The sequence below is a fragment of the Burkholderia sp. HI2761 genome (assembly GCF_002223355.1).
Classification (GTDB): domain Bacteria; phylum Pseudomonadota; class Gammaproteobacteria; order Burkholderiales; family Burkholderiaceae; genus Burkholderia.
Genome location: NZ_NKFN01000007.1, coordinates 1,604,289 through 1,621,101 on the forward strand (window position 1 = coordinate 1,604,289; position 16,813 = coordinate 1,621,101).

A 16,813-nucleotide genomic window follows, 5' to 3' on the forward strand; every position below is an offset into this window, starting at 1 on the left:
TCGCACTATGCCGATTTCGTCGTCGTCCTCATCGAAAAGCCACAAGCGGACGGACGCGCGACGGAGGAAGCTATGCTCCTTTCCCCACTTCGGACAGCTCATGATGAAGCGTATCCAGATCATCGATTCGCACACGGGCGGCGAACCCACTCGGCTCGTCGTGTCCGGTTTTCCGGCGCTCGGCAACGGCACGATGGCCGAGCGCCGCGACGTGCTCGCGCGCGAACACGACCGTTATCGGACCGCGTGCATCCTCGAGCCGCGCGGCAGCGACGTGCTGGTCGGCGCGCTGCTGTGCGACCCGGTCGCGGCCGACGCGGCGGCCGGCGTGATCTTCTTCAACAATAGCGGCTATCTCGGGATGTGCGGGCACGGCACGATCGGCGTCGTGCGTACGCTGCATCACATGGGGCGCATCGCGCCCGGCGTGCACCGGATCGAGACACCGGTCGGCACCGTCGAGGCGACGCTGCACGACGACCTGTCGGTCAGCGTGCGCAACGTGCCCGCGTATCGCCACGCGCAGGGCGTCGCGCTCGACGTGCCGGGATACGGCCCCGTGAAGGGCGACGTTGCGTGGGGCGGCAACTGGTTCTTCCTGATCAGCGACCACGGGCAGCGCGTCGCCGGCGACAACGTCGCGGCGCTCACCGCGTATGCGTCGGCCGTGCGCGAAGGGCTCGAACGCGCGGGCATCACCGGCGCGAACGGCGGCGAGATCGATCACATCGAACTGTTCGCCGACGATCCCCAGCACGACAGTCGCAGCTTCGTGCTGTGCCCGGGCCTCGCCTACGACCGTTCGCCGTGCGGCACTGGCACGAGCGCGAAGCTCGCGTGCCTCGCGGCCGACGGCAAGCTCGCGCCGGGCGCCGTGTGGCGGCAGGCGAGCGTGATCGGCAGCGTGTTCCAGGCGAGCTACGAGCTGGCCGACGGCGGCATCGTGCCGACGATTCGCGGCAGCGCCCACCTGAGCGCGGAAGCGACGCTGCTGATCGACGAAGACGATCCGTTCGGCTGGGGCATCGGGTCGTGAGCGAAACGAAGACCGACGTCGTCGTGATCGGCGCCGGCATCGTCGGCGCGGCGTGCGCGCACGAACTCGCCCAGCGCGGGTTGCGTGTGCTCGTCGTCGACGACGCGAGCGGCGGCGCGACCGGCGCGGGCATGGGGCACCTCGTCGCGATGGACGACAACGCGGCCGAGCTCGCGCTGAGCCATTACTCGATCGAACTGTGGCGCGCGTTGAGCGGCGAGATGCCCGACGGCTGCGCATACCGCAACTGCGGCACGCTATGGCTCGCGGCCGATGCGCACGAGATGGATCTCGCCCGCGCGAAGCAGGCGACGCTCGCCGCGCACGGCGTGGCCGGCGAGCTGATCGACGCGGCAGCGCTCGCGCAACTGGAGCCGATGCTGCGCGCGGGCCTCGGCGGCGCGCTGAAGATTCCGGGCGACGCGATCCTCTATGCGCCCGTCACGGCGAACTGGCTGCTGCAGCGCGCGCCGCGCGTCACGTTGCGCCGCGAGCGGGCCGTCGCGGTCGATGGCCCGAACGTGACGCTCGCGAGCGGCGACGTGCTGCGCGCGGAGCGCGTGGTCGTCGCGAACGGCGTGGCGGCGCGCACGCTGCTGCCCGAATTGCCGCTGCGCCCGAAAAAGGGCCATCTGCTGATTACCGACCGCTATCCGGGCCATGTGTCGCACCAGCTCGTCGAGCTCGGCTATGCGGCGAGCGCGCATGCGAGCGACGGCACGTCGGTCGCGTTCAACGTGCAGCCGCGGCCGACCGGCCAGTTGCTGATCGGCTCGTCGCGCCAGTTCGACACCGAGGATGCACAGGTCGAGCCGCCCGTGCTCGCGCGCATGCTGCGCCGCGCGGTCGGCTACCTGCCGGATCTGGCCGACCTGAACGGGATCCGTGCATGGACGGGTTTTCGCTCCGCGAGCCCCGACGGCCTGCCGCTGCTCGGCGAGCACCCGGCGCGGCCGGGCGTATGGCTCGCGCTCGGGCACGAAGGGCTCGGCGTGACGACCGCGCCGGGCAGCGCGCGGCTCGTCGCCGCGCTGATGGCCGGCGAACGGCCGCCCATCGATATCGAACCGTATTTGCCGGGACGCTTCCTGACCGCGTCCCTTGTAGCCGGAGCGCTGACATGAAACGACCCCCACGCTCACTTCGCTCGCTGTCGACCGGAGTTGGCGCTTCAGCGCTTACTCCGGTCCCGTGCAAGGCGTCCCCGACGGGGGCGGTTAGCCTCCTTGGCGCGGCCCGGCGGAGGTTGACATGAAACGACCTCCACGTTCAGTTCGTTCGCTGCCGACCGAAGTTGGCGCTTCAGCGCTTACTCCGGTCCCATGCAAGGCGTCCCCGACGGGGGCGGTCAGCCACCTTGGGATGGCCCGGCGGAGGCTGACATGATCATTCATCTGGACGGCCGTGCATTGACGGTGGCCGACGGCGCGACCGTCGCGGCCGCCGTCGCGGCGAGCGGCGACGACACGACGCGCGTGTCGTGCACGGGCTCGGCGCGTGCGCCTTTTTGCGGAATGGGCATCTGCCAGGAGTGCAGGATGACGATCGACGGCCGCCGCCGGCTGGCTTGCCAGACGCTGTGCCGCGACGGGATGCGGGTGGAGCGCACGCGATGAAACAGGAACGACTGAGCGTCGACGTCGCGATCGTCGGCGCGGGGCCGGCCGGGTTGTCGGCGGCACGGGCCGCCGCGCGCAGCGGCGCGACCGTTGCGATCGTCGACGACAATCCGCGCGCGGGCGGGCAGATCTGGCGGCAGCCGGCAGCGGCGGCACCGACGCCGGCCGCCGCCGAACGCCTCGCCGTGCTGCGGCAGCCGAACGTCACGCATCTCGCGGCGACGCGCATCGTCGCCGAAACGCAGCCGGGCACGCTGCTGCTCGAAGACGACGAACGCGGGCTGCTGCTCGATTTCCGGACGCTGATTCTCTGTTGCGGCGCCCGTGAACTGCTGCTGCCGTTTCCGGGCTGGACGCTGCCGGGCGTGACCGGTGCGGGCGGCTTGCAGGCGCTGATCAAGTACGGGCTCGAGGTGCGCGGGCAGCGCACGGTGATCGCGGGCAGCGGGCCGCTGCTGCTGGCGAGCGCGGCGACGGCCCGGCAGGCCGGCGCACATGTATCGCACGTGCTCGAACAGGCGGCATGGGGCGACGTGGCCCGCTTCGGCGCGGGGCTGTGGCGCTGGCCGTCGAAGCTCGCGCAGGCCGCGAAGCTCGTCACGTCGGCGTATCGACCCGCTGCGCACGTCGTCGAGGCATTCGGCGACCAGCGGCTCGAACGCGTGCGGATCCGGCACGGCGACCGCGAATTCGACGTCGACTGCGACCGGCTCGCGTGCGGCTTCGGCCTCGTGCCGAACACCGTGCTGCCGCGCCATCTCGGCTGCCGGGTCGAGAACGGCGCGGTGGCGGTCGACGCGCACCAGCGCACCAGCCGCGACGGGTATTTCGCGGCGGGCGAATGCACGGGTGTCGGCGGCAGCGAACTGGCAATGGCCGAAGGCGAAATCGCCGGCTACGCGGCGACCGGCCAGACCGCACGGCTGGCAGAACTCGTCGCACGGCGCGCGCACTGGCAGGCTTTCGCGGATGCCGTCCGTGAGCGCTTCGCGATCCGGGAGCCGATCCGCCGGCTCGCACGGCCCGACACGCTGCTGTGTCGTTGCGAGGACGTGCGGTTCGATGCGGTCGCACGGGAACCGGGCTGGACGGCCGCCAAACTGCAGTCGCGTTGCGGGATGGGCGCGTGCCAGGGCCGCGTGTGCGGCGCGGCCGCGCAGGCACTGTTCGGCTGGACGCCGCCGGCGCCGCGCACGCCGCTCGTGCCCGCGCGGGTCGGCACGCTGATGCTCGACGGCACGGGGTCTTGCGACGGCGCATGACGCGTGCAGCGTCGCAGTGAAGCGGGCCGGTTCGCGGCGGGCCGTGCCCGTTACTCGATCTTCACTTTTTCCCATTCGCAGACCTGCGGCGCCGCATTGGCGCGCAGGCACTCGATCGTCGCGGCCACGGCGGCGCGGTTCACGCTGTCGGGGCGCCAGTACATCGACACCGCGCCCTGGCCCTTTAGCTCCATCGGCAGAATCCGGATCGCGTTCAGTTGCGCGAAGCGCCGTGCGGCGCGAGCGCGTTCACCGTCGTTACCGCGCCATGCGTGATCGCGGCAATCGCGGCGCCGGCGCTCGGCGTGGTGCGCCCCGATGCTGTACGTGCGGCGGCCGCCGACGGAATGGCGGGCAGGCAGTGCTGATCGAAAGGGGGCAGCGAATTGGCGATCCGGCAAGCAGCGGGATACGACAATATACAAAATAATATAATATTGATTCTTTAACCGTATTCCCCGCTCCGATGAACGACGATCTCCCCGCCGGGCCGCCCGGGCCCGATCAAATGCGCGCCGCCGCCGAGTCGGCCTGCGCGCTCCTCAAGGTGATGTCAAATCCCGACCGGCTGCTGCTGCTCTGCGAACTGTCGCAGGGCGAGCGCTGCGTGAGCGATCTCGAGGCGCGACTGGACATCCATCAACCGACGTTATCGCAGCAGCTCGGTGTGTTGCGGGACAACGCGCTGGTTCGTACGCGCCGCGAAGGCAAGAACATCCACTATTCGCTGGACAGCTCGGCCGCGATCGCGGTGATGGGCGTGCTCTACGAACAGTTTTGCGGGACGGCCGCGAAGGAGGCGCGCGATGCAGGTTGATGCGCTTCATTTCACGCCATGGCTGTCGCTGGCCGGCGGCGTGCTGATCGGGCTCGCGGCGGCATGGCTCGTCGCGTTCAACGGCCGGATCGCCGGCATCAGCGGGATCGTCGGCGGCTTGCTGACGGCGGGCGGCGCAGAGCGCGGCTGGCGCGTCGCGTTCATCGCCGGGCTGATCGTCGCCCCCTTCGTGATGCGCGTTGCCGGAGCAGGCCTGACGCCGCAGGTCGATGCAGGCTGGTTCGAACTGCTGGCGGCCGGGCTGCTGGTCGGGATCGGCACGCGGTACGCGGGCGGATGCACGAGCGGCCACGGCGTATGCGGGATGTCGCGTGGCGCGCTGCGTTCGGTGGTCGCGACGGCGACCTTCATGGTCGCGGGCTTCGTGACCGTATTCGTGCGGCGGCACGTGCTGGGGGGCTGACATGCAGGCAGGATTCGCGTTTCTGGCCGGCCTCTTGTTCGGCGTCGGCCTCATCGTGTCGGGCATGGCCAATCCGCAGAAGGTGCTCGGTTTCCTCGACCTGGCGGGCCGCTGGGATCCGTCGCTCGCGTTCGTGATGGCGGGCGCGACCGGTGTTGCGGTGTTCGCGTTCGCGTGGGCGAAGCGCCGGACACGGTCATGGCTCGGCTTGCCGATGCAGTTGCCGGCGTTGCGGGCGATTACCGTGCGCCTGGTCGCTGGAAGTGCGGTGTTCGGCATCGGCTGGGGGCTCGCCGGGTTTTGCCCGGGACCTGCGATCGTGTCGATCGGCTTCGGGTCGGCCAAGGGGCTCGGGTTCGTCGTCGCGATGCTGGCCGGGATGGCGCTGTTCGAGTGGATCGAGCGCCGGCGGAACGGGCGGTGAGGCAGGGGCACGCTCGCTGGGTGTGTTCGATCAGCACCTGCACCGGGGTTCCGCGAACGGTTGCGCGCACAGCGCGACGTGACGATTGGATTGACGCGATTGCACGGCATTTCCCGGCAGGCAACGTGGATGACCCCGCCGCCGGGCGGGATGCTGCCGTGGATCGCGTTGCCGGAAGGCATGCGCCCCGATGCGCCGTTCGATGCCGCACTGGCGTACGGAATCAAGATCGCGCCCGATTCGATCTTCTCGCATTCGGACCGTTTCGACGGCTATATCCGGCTCGCCTGCATGTGCGTGTTCGATGCGGCGCACGAGGCAGCGTTCGACACACTCGGCCGCCTCGTACGGGAAGCCATGGCGGCCGCCTAAGTGCGACGGTGGCGGCCGGCCGGACTTGCGAATACGCGAGTGCGCCGGCCGGATGCGGTACCGAAGCGGCAAGCCGCCGCCATTTCATCGGCCGACCGAGTGCGTGGCGAGGTGCTGGCGGATCAGCGACAGGTAGCGATCGCCGACCGAGAAATCGCGGGCCGCGCGCGGCCGGGCGGGCGCCGGCCGCAGCGTGGCCGGCGCGCTCATGCCCAGATACCGGCACACGGCGGACGGAAAGGGCTTGCGCGTATGCCCGAGCTGACGCGCCGCCCGCTCGACGCGGGCATCGCCGACCTGGGCACGAAGCCACGCCAGCACTTGGCGATCGGTGTCGTTGACGATACGGACCAGATGTTCCATCGTGCGCCTCACTGTTCATAAATACAGTACTGTAAATATAACCAGTGTTTGCGGTAACTGCAAGCGGGGACACGTCGACTGGCCGTTCGGCCAAGGTCAGCGCGCCGGCGCGGCGGTGCGCGTGATCCGCGCGTCGGGAGCGGCCGAGGCGGCGCGGCCGGTATAGCGCGCGTCGGTCAGCGTGCCGAGGAACGCGACGATGTCGTCGACTTCCGCGTCGGTCAACGCGGGCGGCGTGCCGGGCCGGCGGTTCATCGGCGTCGAGTTGACGTTGATGTTGCCGCGATAGGCGGCCGGCACGTCGTCGAACGTCCTGGCGCCGTGATACCAGAAGCCGGGATCGGTCGAGCGCGTGTTGTAGAACGCGACCGCGTCGCGCAGCGTCGTGAACACGCCGTTGTGCATGAACGTCTGCTTGACCGCGACGTTGCGCAGCCCGGGCGTGCGCAGGTAGCCGCACCATTGCGTCGGTTCGGGCCAGCGCAGCCGACGCGCGGTGTCGCACAGCCCGTTGTCGAAATGGCGCGGATCGCGATTCGCCGGCAGCGCACGGTTGCGCGGCACCGCGATCGCGTCGTAGCCGAAATCGGTGAACAGCGAACGCTCCGGGCGGCTCGACGTGTCCGACAGCGTATGGCAGGTCATGCAATTGCCCTTGTCCGGATTGCGGAACAGCGCAAGGCCGCGCATCTCGGCCGGCGCGAGCGGCGTGCGCGTGCGCAGGAACGCGTCGAAGCGCGACGTGAACGGCGCCATCTCGTCGCTCTGCAGATAGGCTTCGACGGCCGAGCCCAGCGCGCGCACCAGTTGCTCGGGATCGCGCCGCACCGGCGCGCCGAAGCGCGCGGCGAGATCGGGCGCGAGTTCGGTCGCATCGACCTTGCGCAGCAGCGCGGCCGGCGACCGGTTGTTCATCTCGTTCGGATCGAACAGCGGCCCGCGGATCTGCTCGGCGAGCGTATCCGCGCGACCGTCGCTGAACAGGCCGCCGAACGGCGCCGGGGCCGGTGCGTCGTCGTCCTGGTAGAAGTGGCGGCGCGGCACGTAGCGGACATACAGCAGCGACGGCGCATTGCGTTGGCTGAAGCGCCCGGGCCGGCTGCCTTCCGGCACGCCGGGCCCCGCGAGCGACGCGGCCGACAGTGTTGGCGCGAACGCGCGGCCGGGATCGTGGCAGCCCGCGCACGACATGCCGCGCGGCTCGGACAGCCGCGGGTCGAAGAAGATCCGGCGGCCGAGCGCGACGAGCGTCGGGTCGGGCGCGAAGCGCGCGGTGGCCGCGTCGATCTTGCCCGTCACCTGCGGCGTGCCGTTGCCGATCGTGTCGACGACGCGCGACGGCGGCGCGCCGGGAAGCAGGACCGTTTCGGCCGGCGCGGCGTGGGCCGCGAGCGCCAGGCCGGCGAGCGTCGCGGCCGAAAGCGTGCGAACCGTTCGCCGGCCGCGCGCGGCAGCGGAACCCGCCGCCGGAACCGAGCCGGTGCACGGCCGTGTTTTCACCGTCAGCGCACGCCAACCGACCGCACGCATCAAATCGCCATTCCGTCGAACCTCGTCACTCACGGCGCGATGAACCCCGTCTTGTCGCAGGCGAGCGTCGTGCCCGACTGGTTGCACGACGCGAGCAGCTTGCCTGCCGCCGAATACGCATGGAAAACCCAGCCCGTCGCCGGCGCGGCGCTCCATGATGAGGAAGCCGAAGCTGTTGTTGTGCGACAGCCGTTCGATCACGGCGCCCGGCGCGGGCGTCAGGCCGGCCGGAAACGGGTCGGGCAGCGCGACGTCGAGGTTGTCGCCGCCGTTGCCGGACACGATCGTCGCCGGGTGCCCGGACGAGAAGTTGATCGCCTGGAAATCGTGCACGTGGCCGTGCAGCGCGACGTGCACGCTCGGCGGGTAGTAAGCCTGCGCGTTGAGGCTCGACATCACCGACTGCAGCGCGAGATTGCCCGGCGCCGGCGTGCTGCCGGCGATCGGCGCGAACGCGAGGATCGGATGATGGTTCGTGAAGATTGTCGTCGTCATGCCGGCTTTCGACGCGAGCGATGCGACCGTCTGGAACTGCTTCTGGTAGATGCCGAACTGCGCGTCGGTCGTCTTCAGCGGCGCGCGGCCGACCTTCGCGGTGTCGAACACGATCACCTGTGATCCACCGCCGAGCGACACCGCATAGGGCTCCGAATAGTTCGCGTTGTTGTCGTTGGCCGGATCGTCGCATGAACGTGCGGCCGAATACGGGCGCGGGTCGAGGAAGCGGAACCAGCCCTGGCCGGCACGCGCGCATTCCTCGTGATTGCCGCGCACGACGACCCACGGCGCCTTCGCGAGCAACGGCGCGGCCGGGCGGAACAGGTCGGCTTGCCACGTATCCCAGCCATAGCCCCACGGGCTGTCCTTGCAGCCGGCGATGTCCGGCGGGCACGCGTTCTCGCGATAGTGGTAGTCGCCGACGTGCAGCACCAGATCGGGCGACAGCTTCGCGACGTTGGCCGCGATCGTGTCGAGCGGCCAGACCGCGGCGTCGTTGCACGCCTGCCATGCGTTGTCGGCCTTCTTCATCCGGCAGCCCGTGTCGGCGATGATCGCGATGCGCTGCGGCTGCGCTTTCGGCAGCGGCAGCATACGGCCCGCGACGCTGGCCGCCTGCGCGCCGGCGGGCAACGTCGCCTCGCAGACGGACACCGGGAAGCTCGACGGTTTCGAATCGGCCGGGTCGCTGGCGGTCGGCCGCTGGGCGACGGTCGCGGCGCCCGCGCGCAGCGCCATGCGCGACAGCTTGCCGTCGACGGCCAGTTGCGGGCACGGCGGATCGCCGGCCGACGCGGGCGTGTAGTTGGTGATGACGCGCGCGATCGCCTGGTTCGCATCGCCGATCTCGACCCATGCGGCCTGGACGTTGGTCGACGCGCTGGCCGGATCGTCCGGCGTATCGATGTGATTCGAGCACGCGGACAATGCAGCGAGGGCAACAAGAGGGGCGCAGCGCACGAGCAGCGCGCGCGTGAGGAATCGTCGCATGGGAGGCGGAGGCACCGTAGGAAAGTCGTCAACGATACGCAGCGCGAATGTAAGAAATGTGAAAAACGGGGCTGACGGGGCGCGCACTGGCCGGCCTTGACTTCAAGCCGGCTTGAAGCAGCACAGTCCGGTTCGTCATCAATGAATCGGAAGGGGATCGACGATGGAAGCCAACCGGCCCAACGAAGCGCAATCGGCGCTATGGAACGGTCCGTCGGGGCGCGCATGGGTCGATGCGCAGGCGCCGCTGGACCGGATGTTCGAGCCATTCGAAACGCTGCTGGCGGATGCCGCGGCAGCGTCGTCCGCCAGCAGCGTGCTCGATGTCGGCTGCGGCACGGGCGCGGTCACGCTCGCGATCGCGCGGCGGCTCGGTGCGAACGCGCAGTGCACGGGCATCGATATTTCGGCGCGAATGATCGACGCCGCTCGGGCGCGTGCCGAACGCAGCGGCCTGCGCGCCCGGTTCGTGTGCGCGGACGGGCAGACGCATGCGTTCGAACCGGCGAGCGTCGACCTGATCGTGTCGCGCCTCGGCGTGATGTTCTTCGACGATCCGGTGCGGGCGTTCGCGAACCTGCGGCGGGCGGCGCGCCCGGGCTCGCCGATGCGGTTCGTCGCATGGCGTGGCGCGGCCGACAACCCGTTCATGACGACGGCCGAGCGGGCGGCCGCGCCGCTGCTGCCGAACCTGCCCGCGCGGCAGCCCGGCGCACCGGGGCAGTTTGCGTTCGGTGACCGGCGGCGGATCGCATCGGTGCTGTCGGACAGTGGCTGGGCCGACGTTGCGATCGAGCCGGTCGACCGGGCGTGCGTGCTGCCGGCGTCCTCGCTGGATGACTACATTGCCCGGCTGGGCCCGGTCGGCCTTGCATTGCCGGCGACGGACGAAGCGACGCGGCGGCGCGTGATCGACACGATGCGCGCGGCGTTCGAGCCGTACGTGCATGGCGCCGAGGTGCGTTTCGATGCGGCGTGCTGGCTCGTGACGGCGCGTGCGCCGATCGCATGATGTGTAGCGTGAAGGCCGCGGATCAGGGAAGGATCGGCCGCCCGTTCGCCCCGCGCGCGACCGTGCCCGCGTGACGAAGCGGGGCCGCGCGACGCGCGGGCGTCAGCGCTTGCGCGCGCGCAGCATCAGCCACGCGCAGCCACCGGCGACCAATGCGAGTCCGAGCAGGACGGCCTCGACACCGAGCGCGAAACCGGGCGGCATTTCGCCGCTGTTCGGTACCGGCGACAGGTTGCCGCCCATCGCGACGGCGCCGCCGGCGAGCAGCGCCGCGCAGACGATCCAGTAGGCCTTGCCGAGCGGCGCCGCGGCGCGGATCCGCCACAGCGCGATGCCGGCGCCGCCGAGGTACAGCACGGCGAGCGTGCCGAGTGCGATGACGTCGACGGCGCGGCTTTGCAGCAGCCCGCTCATTCGGCCTCCGTCGCGTGCCCCGGCGCACGGCTCAGCAGGTGCGTGCGTTTGTCCGCGGCGAGCGACACGTAGCGTTCGTACTGGCGCAGCACGTCGGCGATCACTTCGTCGCCACGCAGGTATTCGACGTCGTAGCCGAGCCGGCCGTCCTCGAAGAACGTGACGATGCCATGGACGTGCGCACGCGACTCGTCCGGCTCGGCCGCCTCGCGCACCAGGAACGCCGCCGCGGATTTCGCGGTGACGCGCACGCCGTACACGAAATCGCGGTGTTCGGCGGTCGGCACGGTGAGCCGCACCGCATCGTCGCCGTCGCGCTGCACGTGCGCATCGACGCCGCTCGCGCGCAGCTCGTCGGCGACCTTGCGCAGTGCGGGCTCGACCGTCTCGGCGACGAACTGGCGCGCCTCGACCTCGGTCGTCTGCCGCAGGATGTGCGTCAGGCGATGGCGCCAGTGCTGGCCGGTCCAGAAGCTCGCCGCGGGCGCGATGTCCTGCGAATAGTGCGCGCGGTCGGCCGCGAGCCCGCGCCACAGCCCGTAGCAAAGCGCGAGCATGATGAGGGCGACCGGCAGCGCGGCGATCAGCGTCATCGCCTGCAGCGCGCCGAGCCCGCCCGCGACGAGCAGCACCGCGGCCGTCACGCCGAGCAGCGCGGCCCAGAACAGCCGCTGCCAGACCGGCGAATGCGCGTTGCCGCGCGTCGCGATCTGGTCGATCACGAACGCGCCCGAATCGGCGGACGTGACGAAGAACACCGCGATCAGCACGATCGCGGCGATCGACAGCAGTTGCGACAGCGGCAGGAAATCGAAGAAGCGGAACAGCAGCGCATCGACGTTGGTGGCCGTCTGCGCGAGCGCGCCGGCCGCGCCGTGCGTGTCGAGCCAGATCGCGCTGTTGCCGAACACGGTCATCCAGACGAGGTTGAACGCGGTCGGCACGAGCAGCACGCCGATCACGAACTGGCGGATCGTGCGGCCGCGCGAGATGCGCGCGATGAACATGCCGACGAACGGCGACCACGAGATCCACCACGCCCAGTAGAGGATCGTCCAGCCGCCGAACCAGCCTTCCTCGCGCGGCGGCGCGTATGCGTACGTGCGGAACGACAGGTCGACGAGGCTCGACAGGTACTGGCCGATGTTGTCGCCGAGCGCGCGGAACAGGAATGCCGTCGGGCCCGCGACCACCACGAATGCGAGCAGCAGGAACGCAAGCAGCAGGTTCAGCTCCGACAGCCGGCGCACGCCCTTGTCGAGGCCGCTGGCGGCCGACAGGCCCGCGAGCAGCACCACGATCACGACGAGCCCGATGCGAAACACGTTGCTGCCCGTGTCCCACCCGGCAACCGTATGCAGCCCCGCGCTCAGTTGCATCACGCCGTAGCCGAGAGTCGTCGCGATCCCGGCGACCGTGCCGACGAGCGCGAACGCATCGACCGTGTGACCGATCCAGCCGTCGATGCGCTCGCGCAGCACCGGATACAACCCCGAGCGCAGCGTGAGCGGCAGGTTGTAGCGGAAGCCGAAGTACGCGAGCACGAGCCCCATCAGCCCGTAGATCGCCCACGCATGGAAGCCCCAGTGGAAGAAGGTCATCAGCATCGCCTCGCGTGCAGCGGCGGACGTGCCGGGATCGACGGTCGGCGGCTTCAGGAAATGCTGCATCGGCTCGCCGACACCGAAGTACATCAGGCCGATGCCCATGCCGGCCGCGAACAGCATCGCCGTCCACGACACGAAGCTGAATTCGGGTTCGGCATCGTCGGGGCCGAGCCGGATATTGCCGAAGTCGCTGGCGGCGATCAGCACGAGAAATACGAGGAAGCCGGTGACGGCGAGCACGTAGAACCAGTCGAACCGGGCGATGACCCATTGCTGGCCGGCGGAGAACAGCGTGCCGGCTTCGCTCGGGAGCAGTGCACAGACGGCCAGCAGTGCACCGATGACCGCGAGCGAGGGCAGGACGACCTGCGGCTTGAATGTCGTGCGGGGCGATGGACGGGAATCCGGCATGGCGGGCATCCAGTTGTGGGCGCAACGAAGCGCGACGCCGTCCGGCGCGCACGTCGCGTGTCGGACCCTGATACGGCGTGCGTCGAGTGTACCGCGGTGTCAGGACTGCAAGAAGGGGCATGCAGAAAGGAAAAACCTGACGGATTGTAAGGTATCGGGGCGATCGAGAAAACCCGCGCGGTGCGCGCGGCGGGCCGGCGAGGCGGGGAAAACACGCGGCGAATGCGTAGCCGGCGGCCGGACGACGCGCGCGGCAAGCGCATCGTCCGTGCCGGAGACGGCGCGCGGAAGGCGCCGTCGGACGGGTTCAGAACGTGACGGCGATCCCGGCCATGCCGACGAACTGGCCGTGCGTCGTCGACGGCGTGAGCTGCTGCGAATCGCCGACGATCGGCGCCGCATCGATGACGTGGCCGGCGCCCTGCGCGCCGAGCGTCTGTCCGCTCGAATGCGTGTACGCCTGCAGCGCATAGAGCGTCGTGCGTTTCGACAGGCTGTACGACTCCTTCAGCGAATACTGCTGATAGCGGGCCGCGCTTGCGACGCCGTTCGCCTTCGACGCGAGCGTGTACGCGAATGCGCCGGCCACCGAGAACGTCGGCGTGAAGCGGTACGCGGCAAGCGCGCCGTAGGTGTTGAACACGGCCGTGTCGGTGAAGGTCGAGCCGTTGCCGGGCAGGTACTTCACGTTCGAATAGTTGAGCCCCATCGTCAGGTCGCCGAGCGTATAGTTGCCGGCCGCCGCGACCTGCTCGACGGCCTTCGCGGTCAGGTAGCCCTGATTCAGCACGGATACCGCGAAGCTGCCCGACGATGCGGTGGCCGGATTCAGGAAGCCCGTGGACGAGCCCGAGCTGTTGATCCGCAGGTAGCCGGCCGCGATCCCGATCGGCCCGTTCGCGTAGCGCAGCGCGGCGCTGAACGTGTTGCCCTTGCCGGTCGCGCCGGCAATGCCGCCGAATGCGTACATCGCGCTCGCGCTCAGCCCGGCGAAGGTCGGCGACGTATAGGTGACCGAGTTGTTCACGCGGATCGTCGTGTCGAGGCCGTCGATGTCGCCCGGATGCGCGCCGGTCGCGCCGGTCAGCCAGCTGCTCGATGCGTATGGGCCGACGAACAGGAAGTAGGGCGTGTACTGGCGGCCGGCCGTCACCGTGCCGTAGCGAACGTTGCGCAGGCCGACGAAGGCCTGGCGGTTGAAGATCGTGCCGGCGGCGGCCTGCGCGCCGTTGTTCAGGTTGAAGCCGGACTGCAGGTCGAAGATCGCGTGCGTGCCGCCGCCGAGATCCTCGTCGCCGCGCAGCCCGAACTTCGACGCATACAGGTTGCCGTCGCGCATGTACACGTTGGAGTGGCCCTGCTGATTGTTCACGTACGCGAGCGAATCGTCGACGACGCCGTACAGCGTGACGCTGCTTTGCGCGTGGGCGGTGGCCGTGCCGAGCGACGCGGCCGATAAAATCAGGATTGCGTAACGGTTGACGGGTGCTTTCATTGTCGATCTCCGGGTCTCTTCATCTTTTCAAGGGGGCGGGAGGTTGAATGCCTCCTCTGTGGCAGGCGGCAGGCCGGGCGAACGGCCCGCCTGATCGGGTTTGCTCAGTGGTCGAACGCGACGACGAGGCGGCGCCACGCACCGTCCCGCGCATCCTGCTCGACACGCGCACCGCGCACGGCAACCTGGCCGTGCAGCGACGCGGGCAGCAGGATCTCGACGCGATCGGCCGGGCGCGCCGCGCGGCCTTCCCAGCGGACCGACACGCCGAGCACGCCCGACGCCTCGCGGCCGGTCTCGATGCGCCACAGTCCGTATTCGCCATCGCGCCATGCTTCCGTCTCGCCGTCGTCCTCGACGCATTCGCCGGACGCGACGCCGTCCTCGATCCGCGGTGCGACGAGGAAGCCGCGCATATCGGCGCGCGCACCGAAATGCTGTTCCGCGACGTTCAGCGGCAGCACGCGGCCTTCGCGCAGCAGCATCACCGGCGTGTCGAGCGGCGCGGGCAGCGTCACGCTCCCGCCGCCGTCGAACGACTGCGCGCTCGCGCAGCACGTCCAGCGTGCGCCCGACGGCAGGTACACCGTGCGTTCGGTCTGGCCGGGATCGACGACCGGCGCGACCAGCAGCGCGTCGCCGAGCATCATGTCGTCGCATGCGTCGTAGCAGCGCGCATCGCCGGGGAAATCGGCGAAGGTCGGCCGCAGCACGGGCTCGTAGCGCGTCGTCGACAGCCACAACAGGTGATAGAGGTACGGCAGCAGCCGGTAGCGCTGCTTGATCAACGACGCGACCTGCGCGGTGATCTCCGGGTACATCCACGGTTCGTTGACGGTGCCGTCGTCGTTCCACGAATGGATGCTGAAGCGCGGCATGAAGATGCCGAACTGCACCCAGCGCAGCAGCAGCTCGGGCGACGGCGCGGGGCCGGAGAAGCCGCCGATGTCGTGGCCGATGTTCGACACGCCCGACAGCGCGAGCCCGAGGCCCATCTTCAGGTTGTAGCGCAGCGTTTCCCAGGAGGTGAAGTTGTCGCCGGACCACGTCTGCACGTAGCGCTGCATGCCCGCGCCGCCGGAGCGCGACACGAGGAACGGCCGGCGCGTCGGCGCATGCGTGCGCTGCGCGTCGCGCGACGCGCGCATCATCAGCATCGTCTGGAGCACCTTCGCCTCGCGTGCCGGAAACGGCTGGCCGAAGCCGTGCGCGATCGCGTCGGGCGACCAGATCTCGTATTCGTTGTTGTCGTTCCAGGTCGACTCGATCCCGTATTCCAGCAGCGCCGACGTGACCTGCTCGCGCCACCAGCGGTAGGTGTCCGGCTGCGTGAAGTCGAGATACGCGCCGACTTCGTCCCAGAACTGCACCCATGCGGGTTCGCCGGATGCCGAGCGGATCAGCAGGCCGCGCCGCGCGGCTTCGTCGAAGGCGGGATGGTCGCGCAGCAGGCACGGCTTGATGTTCGCGCACAGGCGGATGCCGTGGTCGCGATAGTGCTGCACGAAACCCTTCGCATCGGGAAACTTGTCGCGGTTCCAGTTGAACACGTAGCGCTTCGCGCCGATCGACGTATAGCCCGACGACAGGTGGAACGAATCGCACAGGATGTCGTGCGCGTCGCAGTGCTCGACGAACTGGTTCATCTGCTGCTGGGCGTCCGGCGCGTCGGTGTAGCTCATCGTCGAGCCCGAATAGCCGAGCCCCCATTTCGGCGTGCGCGCGGGGCGCCCGGTGAGCCACGTGAAGCGCCGCGCGGCCGCGAGCGGCGTATCGGGCGACGCGATGAAGTAGTAGTCGAGATCGCCGTGCTCGGCGACGAAATAGCGGTAGAGCCCGTGATAGTTGTCGAGCTCGCGGCCCATGTCGAACGAGCAGTCGGACAGCGTGTCGTAGAACAGCCCGAAACCCTGGCACGCCTCGGACGACCACGTGATGTAGAACGGGATGTGCTTGTACAGCGGGTCGGTGTGCTTCGCGCTGTAGCCCATCGCGTCGATGTTGCGCATCTCGAAGCGTGCGCCCGTGCGGTCGAGTTCGCCTGCGCGTTCGCCGAGGCCGAATACCTGGTCGCCGCGCTCGCGGGCGACGTAGTGATACGCGCGATCGTCCCACCAGCCGAAGTTGTACGCCTGCGTCGCGCGGTCGGCGAGTGCGACGCGCCATGCGCCGTCCGCGCCGCGCATCGACCACGTGCAATGGCCGCCTTGCCGGCGCACCGCGAGCCGGATCTGCGCGGTTTCGATGTGCACGGCGGCGTCGTCTTCGGCCAGCTCGTACGCGGGCAGCGTGAAGTCGCTCAGGTCGAGGCGGTCGCGCCCGTCGAGCGGCACGTCGTCGAGGCCGGGCGCGATCGTCCACGTGCGCGGGGTGCGCGCCGTCGCGTCGGGCAGCACGCGCACGCGCACGATGTCGTCCTCGAGCACGAAGATTTCGAGGGTGGCGCCCGTTTCGGATGCGAGCAGCACGCGGTTCGCGTGGTGGCCGGCGACGCGGAACACGGGCGGATGAAGGAGCGAAGTCATGAATGCGATTCCTG

General features: G+C 69.6%; 14 protein-coding genes and 3 pseudogenes. 9 read left to right on the forward strand and 8 right to left on the reverse strand.

The genetic code is table 11. The features are described 5' to 3' along the window. Positions 1-103 precede the first annotated feature (103 nt). The 4 genes from CFB46_RS24875 (at position 104) to CFB46_RS24890 (ending at position 3,917) form a co-directional block, all read left to right on the forward strand. A complete protein-coding gene (locus tag CFB46_RS24875) occupies positions 104-1,036 on the forward strand; it encodes a 4-hydroxyproline epimerase (RefSeq protein WP_089502338.1) in 933 nt (310 codons plus the stop codon). Then, a complete protein-coding gene (locus CFB46_RS24880; RefSeq protein ID WP_089501613.1) occupies positions 1,033-2,160 on the forward strand; it encodes an NAD(P)/FAD-dependent oxidoreductase in 1,128 nt (375 codons plus the stop codon). Before CFB46_RS24875 ends, CFB46_RS24880 begins: the two co-directional genes overlap by 4 nt. A 258-nt stretch (positions 2,161-2,418) precedes the next feature. Beyond that, positions 2,419-2,652, forward strand: a complete 234-nt coding sequence (locus CFB46_RS24885; RefSeq protein ID WP_027782813.1) for a 2Fe-2S iron-sulfur cluster-binding protein — start codon at positions 2,419-2,421, stop codon at positions 2,650-2,652. Next, positions 2,649-3,917, forward strand: coding sequence for an NAD(P)/FAD-dependent oxidoreductase (locus CFB46_RS24890; RefSeq protein WP_089501614.1), 1,269 nt, complete (start codon positions 2,649-2,651; stop codon positions 3,915-3,917). The genes CFB46_RS24885 and CFB46_RS24890 overlap by 4 nt, the downstream gene beginning before the upstream one ends. 50 nt (positions 3,918-3,967) lie before the next feature. Here CFB46_RS24890 and CFB46_RS24895 read toward each other — a convergent pair. Further along, positions 3,968-4,159 (reverse strand): annotated as a pseudogene (locus CFB46_RS24895) (LysR family transcriptional regulator); the annotation flags it as partial. Positions 4,160-4,383: 224 nt separating this feature from the next. Here CFB46_RS24895 and CFB46_RS24900 point away from each other — a divergent pair. From CFB46_RS24900 to CFB46_RS24915, 4 genes and pseudogenes are all read left to right on the forward strand, one after another. Next, positions 4,384-4,734, forward strand: a complete 351-nt coding sequence (locus tag CFB46_RS24900; RefSeq protein ID WP_089501615.1) for an ArsR/SmtB family transcription factor — start codon at positions 4,384-4,386, stop codon at positions 4,732-4,734. Beyond that, positions 4,724-5,158 carry a YeeE/YedE family protein gene (locus CFB46_RS24905; protein ID WP_089501616.1) on the forward strand — a complete coding sequence of 145 codons (435 nt, stop codon included), beginning with the start codon at positions 4,724-4,726 and terminating at the stop codon, positions 5,156-5,158. The genes CFB46_RS24900 and CFB46_RS24905 overlap by 11 nt, the downstream gene beginning before the upstream one ends. A gap of 1 nt (position 5,159) precedes the next feature. Continuing rightward, positions 5,160-5,582, forward strand: coding sequence for a DUF6691 family protein (locus CFB46_RS24910; RefSeq protein ID WP_089501617.1), 423 nt, complete (start codon positions 5,160-5,162; stop codon positions 5,580-5,582). Between the two features lie 19 nt (positions 5,583-5,601). Continuing rightward, positions 5,602-5,954: pseudogene (locus CFB46_RS24915) on the forward strand (PLP-dependent aminotransferase family protein); the annotation flags it as partial. 84 nt (positions 5,955-6,038) lie between these two features. On the opposite strand, the gene CFB46_RS24920 reads toward CFB46_RS24915, so the two are convergent. The 3 genes and pseudogenes from CFB46_RS24920 to CFB46_RS24930 form a co-directional block, all read right to left on the reverse strand. Then, positions 6,039-6,317: a hypothetical protein gene (locus tag CFB46_RS24920; RefSeq protein ID WP_027782819.1), complete on the reverse strand. Its 279-nt coding sequence runs from the start codon at positions 6,315-6,317 to the stop codon at positions 6,039-6,041. A 96-nt stretch (positions 6,318-6,413) separates the two neighbouring features. Further along, entirely contained in the window at positions 6,414-7,847 is a 1,434-nt protein-coding gene (locus CFB46_RS24925; protein ID WP_373558204.1) for a cytochrome-c peroxidase, read from the reverse strand. A gap of 29 nt (positions 7,848-7,876) precedes the next feature. Beyond that, positions 7,877-9,335: pseudogene (locus tag CFB46_RS24930) on the reverse strand (metallophosphoesterase family protein). Positions 9,336-9,498: 163 nt separating this feature from the next. Between CFB46_RS24930 and CFB46_RS24935 the strand changes: the two are divergent. After that, a complete protein-coding gene (locus tag CFB46_RS24935; protein WP_089501618.1) occupies positions 9,499-10,347 on the forward strand; it encodes a class I SAM-dependent methyltransferase in 849 nt (282 codons plus the stop codon). A gap of 102 nt (positions 10,348-10,449) precedes the next feature. Here the strand turns inward: CFB46_RS24935 and CFB46_RS24940 are convergent, their stop codons facing one another. The 4 genes from CFB46_RS24940 to CFB46_RS24955 all read right to left on the reverse strand — a co-directional run bounded on the left by CFB46_RS24940 (position 10,450) and on the right by CFB46_RS24955 (position 16,799). Then, positions 10,450-10,761, reverse strand: coding sequence for a hypothetical protein (locus CFB46_RS24940; RefSeq protein WP_027782823.1), 312 nt, complete (start codon positions 10,759-10,761; stop codon positions 10,450-10,452). Then, on the reverse strand, positions 10,758-12,779 hold the full coding sequence (locus CFB46_RS24945) for a BCCT family transporter (protein ID WP_089501619.1): 2,022 nt from the start codon (positions 12,777-12,779) through the stop codon (positions 10,758-10,760). The genes CFB46_RS24940 and CFB46_RS24945 overlap by 4 nt, the downstream gene beginning before the upstream one ends. 307 nt (positions 12,780-13,086) lie before the next feature. Then, positions 13,087-14,274, reverse strand: a complete 1,188-nt coding sequence (locus CFB46_RS24950; RefSeq protein WP_089501620.1) for a porin — start codon at positions 14,272-14,274, stop codon at positions 13,087-13,089. 104 nt (positions 14,275-14,378) lie between these two features. After that, positions 14,379-16,799, reverse strand: a complete 2,421-nt coding sequence (locus CFB46_RS24955) for a glycoside hydrolase family 31 protein (protein ID WP_089501621.1) — start codon at positions 16,797-16,799, stop codon at positions 14,379-14,381. Positions 16,800-16,813 lie beyond the last annotated feature (14 nt).

What these genes read in the sequence shown, in the direction of transcription:
- CFB46_RS24905 (WP_089501616.1), top strand. Translation starts at nt 4,724, where the DNA reads ATGCAGGTTGATGCGCTTCATTTCACGCCATGGCTGTCGCTGGCCGGC.
- CFB46_RS24910 (WP_089501617.1), top strand. Translation starts at nt 5,160, where the DNA reads ATGCAGGCAGGATTCGCGTTTCTGGCCGGCCTCTTGTTCGGCGTCGGC.
- CFB46_RS24890 (WP_089501614.1), top strand. Translation starts at nt 2,649, where the DNA reads ATGAAACAGGAACGACTGAGCGTCGACGTCGCGATCGTCGGCGCGGGG.
- CFB46_RS24900 (WP_089501615.1), top strand. Translation starts at nt 4,384, where the DNA reads ATGAACGACGATCTCCCCGCCGGGCCGCCCGGGCCCGATCAAATGCGC.
- CFB46_RS24940 (WP_027782823.1), bottom strand. Translation starts at nt 10,761, where the DNA reads ATGAGCGGGCTGCTGCAAAGCCGCGCCGTCGACGTCATCGCACTCGGC.
- CFB46_RS24945 (WP_089501619.1), bottom strand. Translation starts at nt 12,779, where the DNA reads ATGCCGGATTCCCGTCCATCGCCCCGCACGACATTCAAGCCGCAGGTC.
- CFB46_RS24935 (WP_089501618.1), top strand. Translation starts at nt 9,499, where the DNA reads ATGGAAGCCAACCGGCCCAACGAAGCGCAATCGGCGCTATGGAACGGT.
- CFB46_RS24875 (WP_089502338.1), top strand. Translation starts at nt 104, where the DNA reads ATGAAGCGTATCCAGATCATCGATTCGCACACGGGCGGCGAACCCACT.
- CFB46_RS24885 (WP_027782813.1), top strand. Translation starts at nt 2,419, where the DNA reads ATGATCATTCATCTGGACGGCCGTGCATTGACGGTGGCCGACGGCGCG.
- CFB46_RS24955 (WP_089501621.1), bottom strand. Translation starts at nt 16,799, where the DNA reads ATGACTTCGCTCCTTCATCCGCCCGTGTTCCGCGTCGCCGGCCACCAC.
- CFB46_RS24925 (WP_373558204.1), bottom strand. Translation starts at nt 7,847, where the DNA reads ATGCGTGCGGTCGGTTGGCGTGCGCTGACGGTGAAAACACGGCCGTGC.
- CFB46_RS24950 (WP_089501620.1), bottom strand. Translation starts at nt 14,274, where the DNA reads ATGAAAGCACCCGTCAACCGTTACGCAATCCTGATTTTATCGGCCGCG.
- CFB46_RS24920 (WP_027782819.1), bottom strand. Translation starts at nt 6,317, where the DNA reads ATGGAACATCTGGTCCGTATCGTCAACGACACCGATCGCCAAGTGCTG.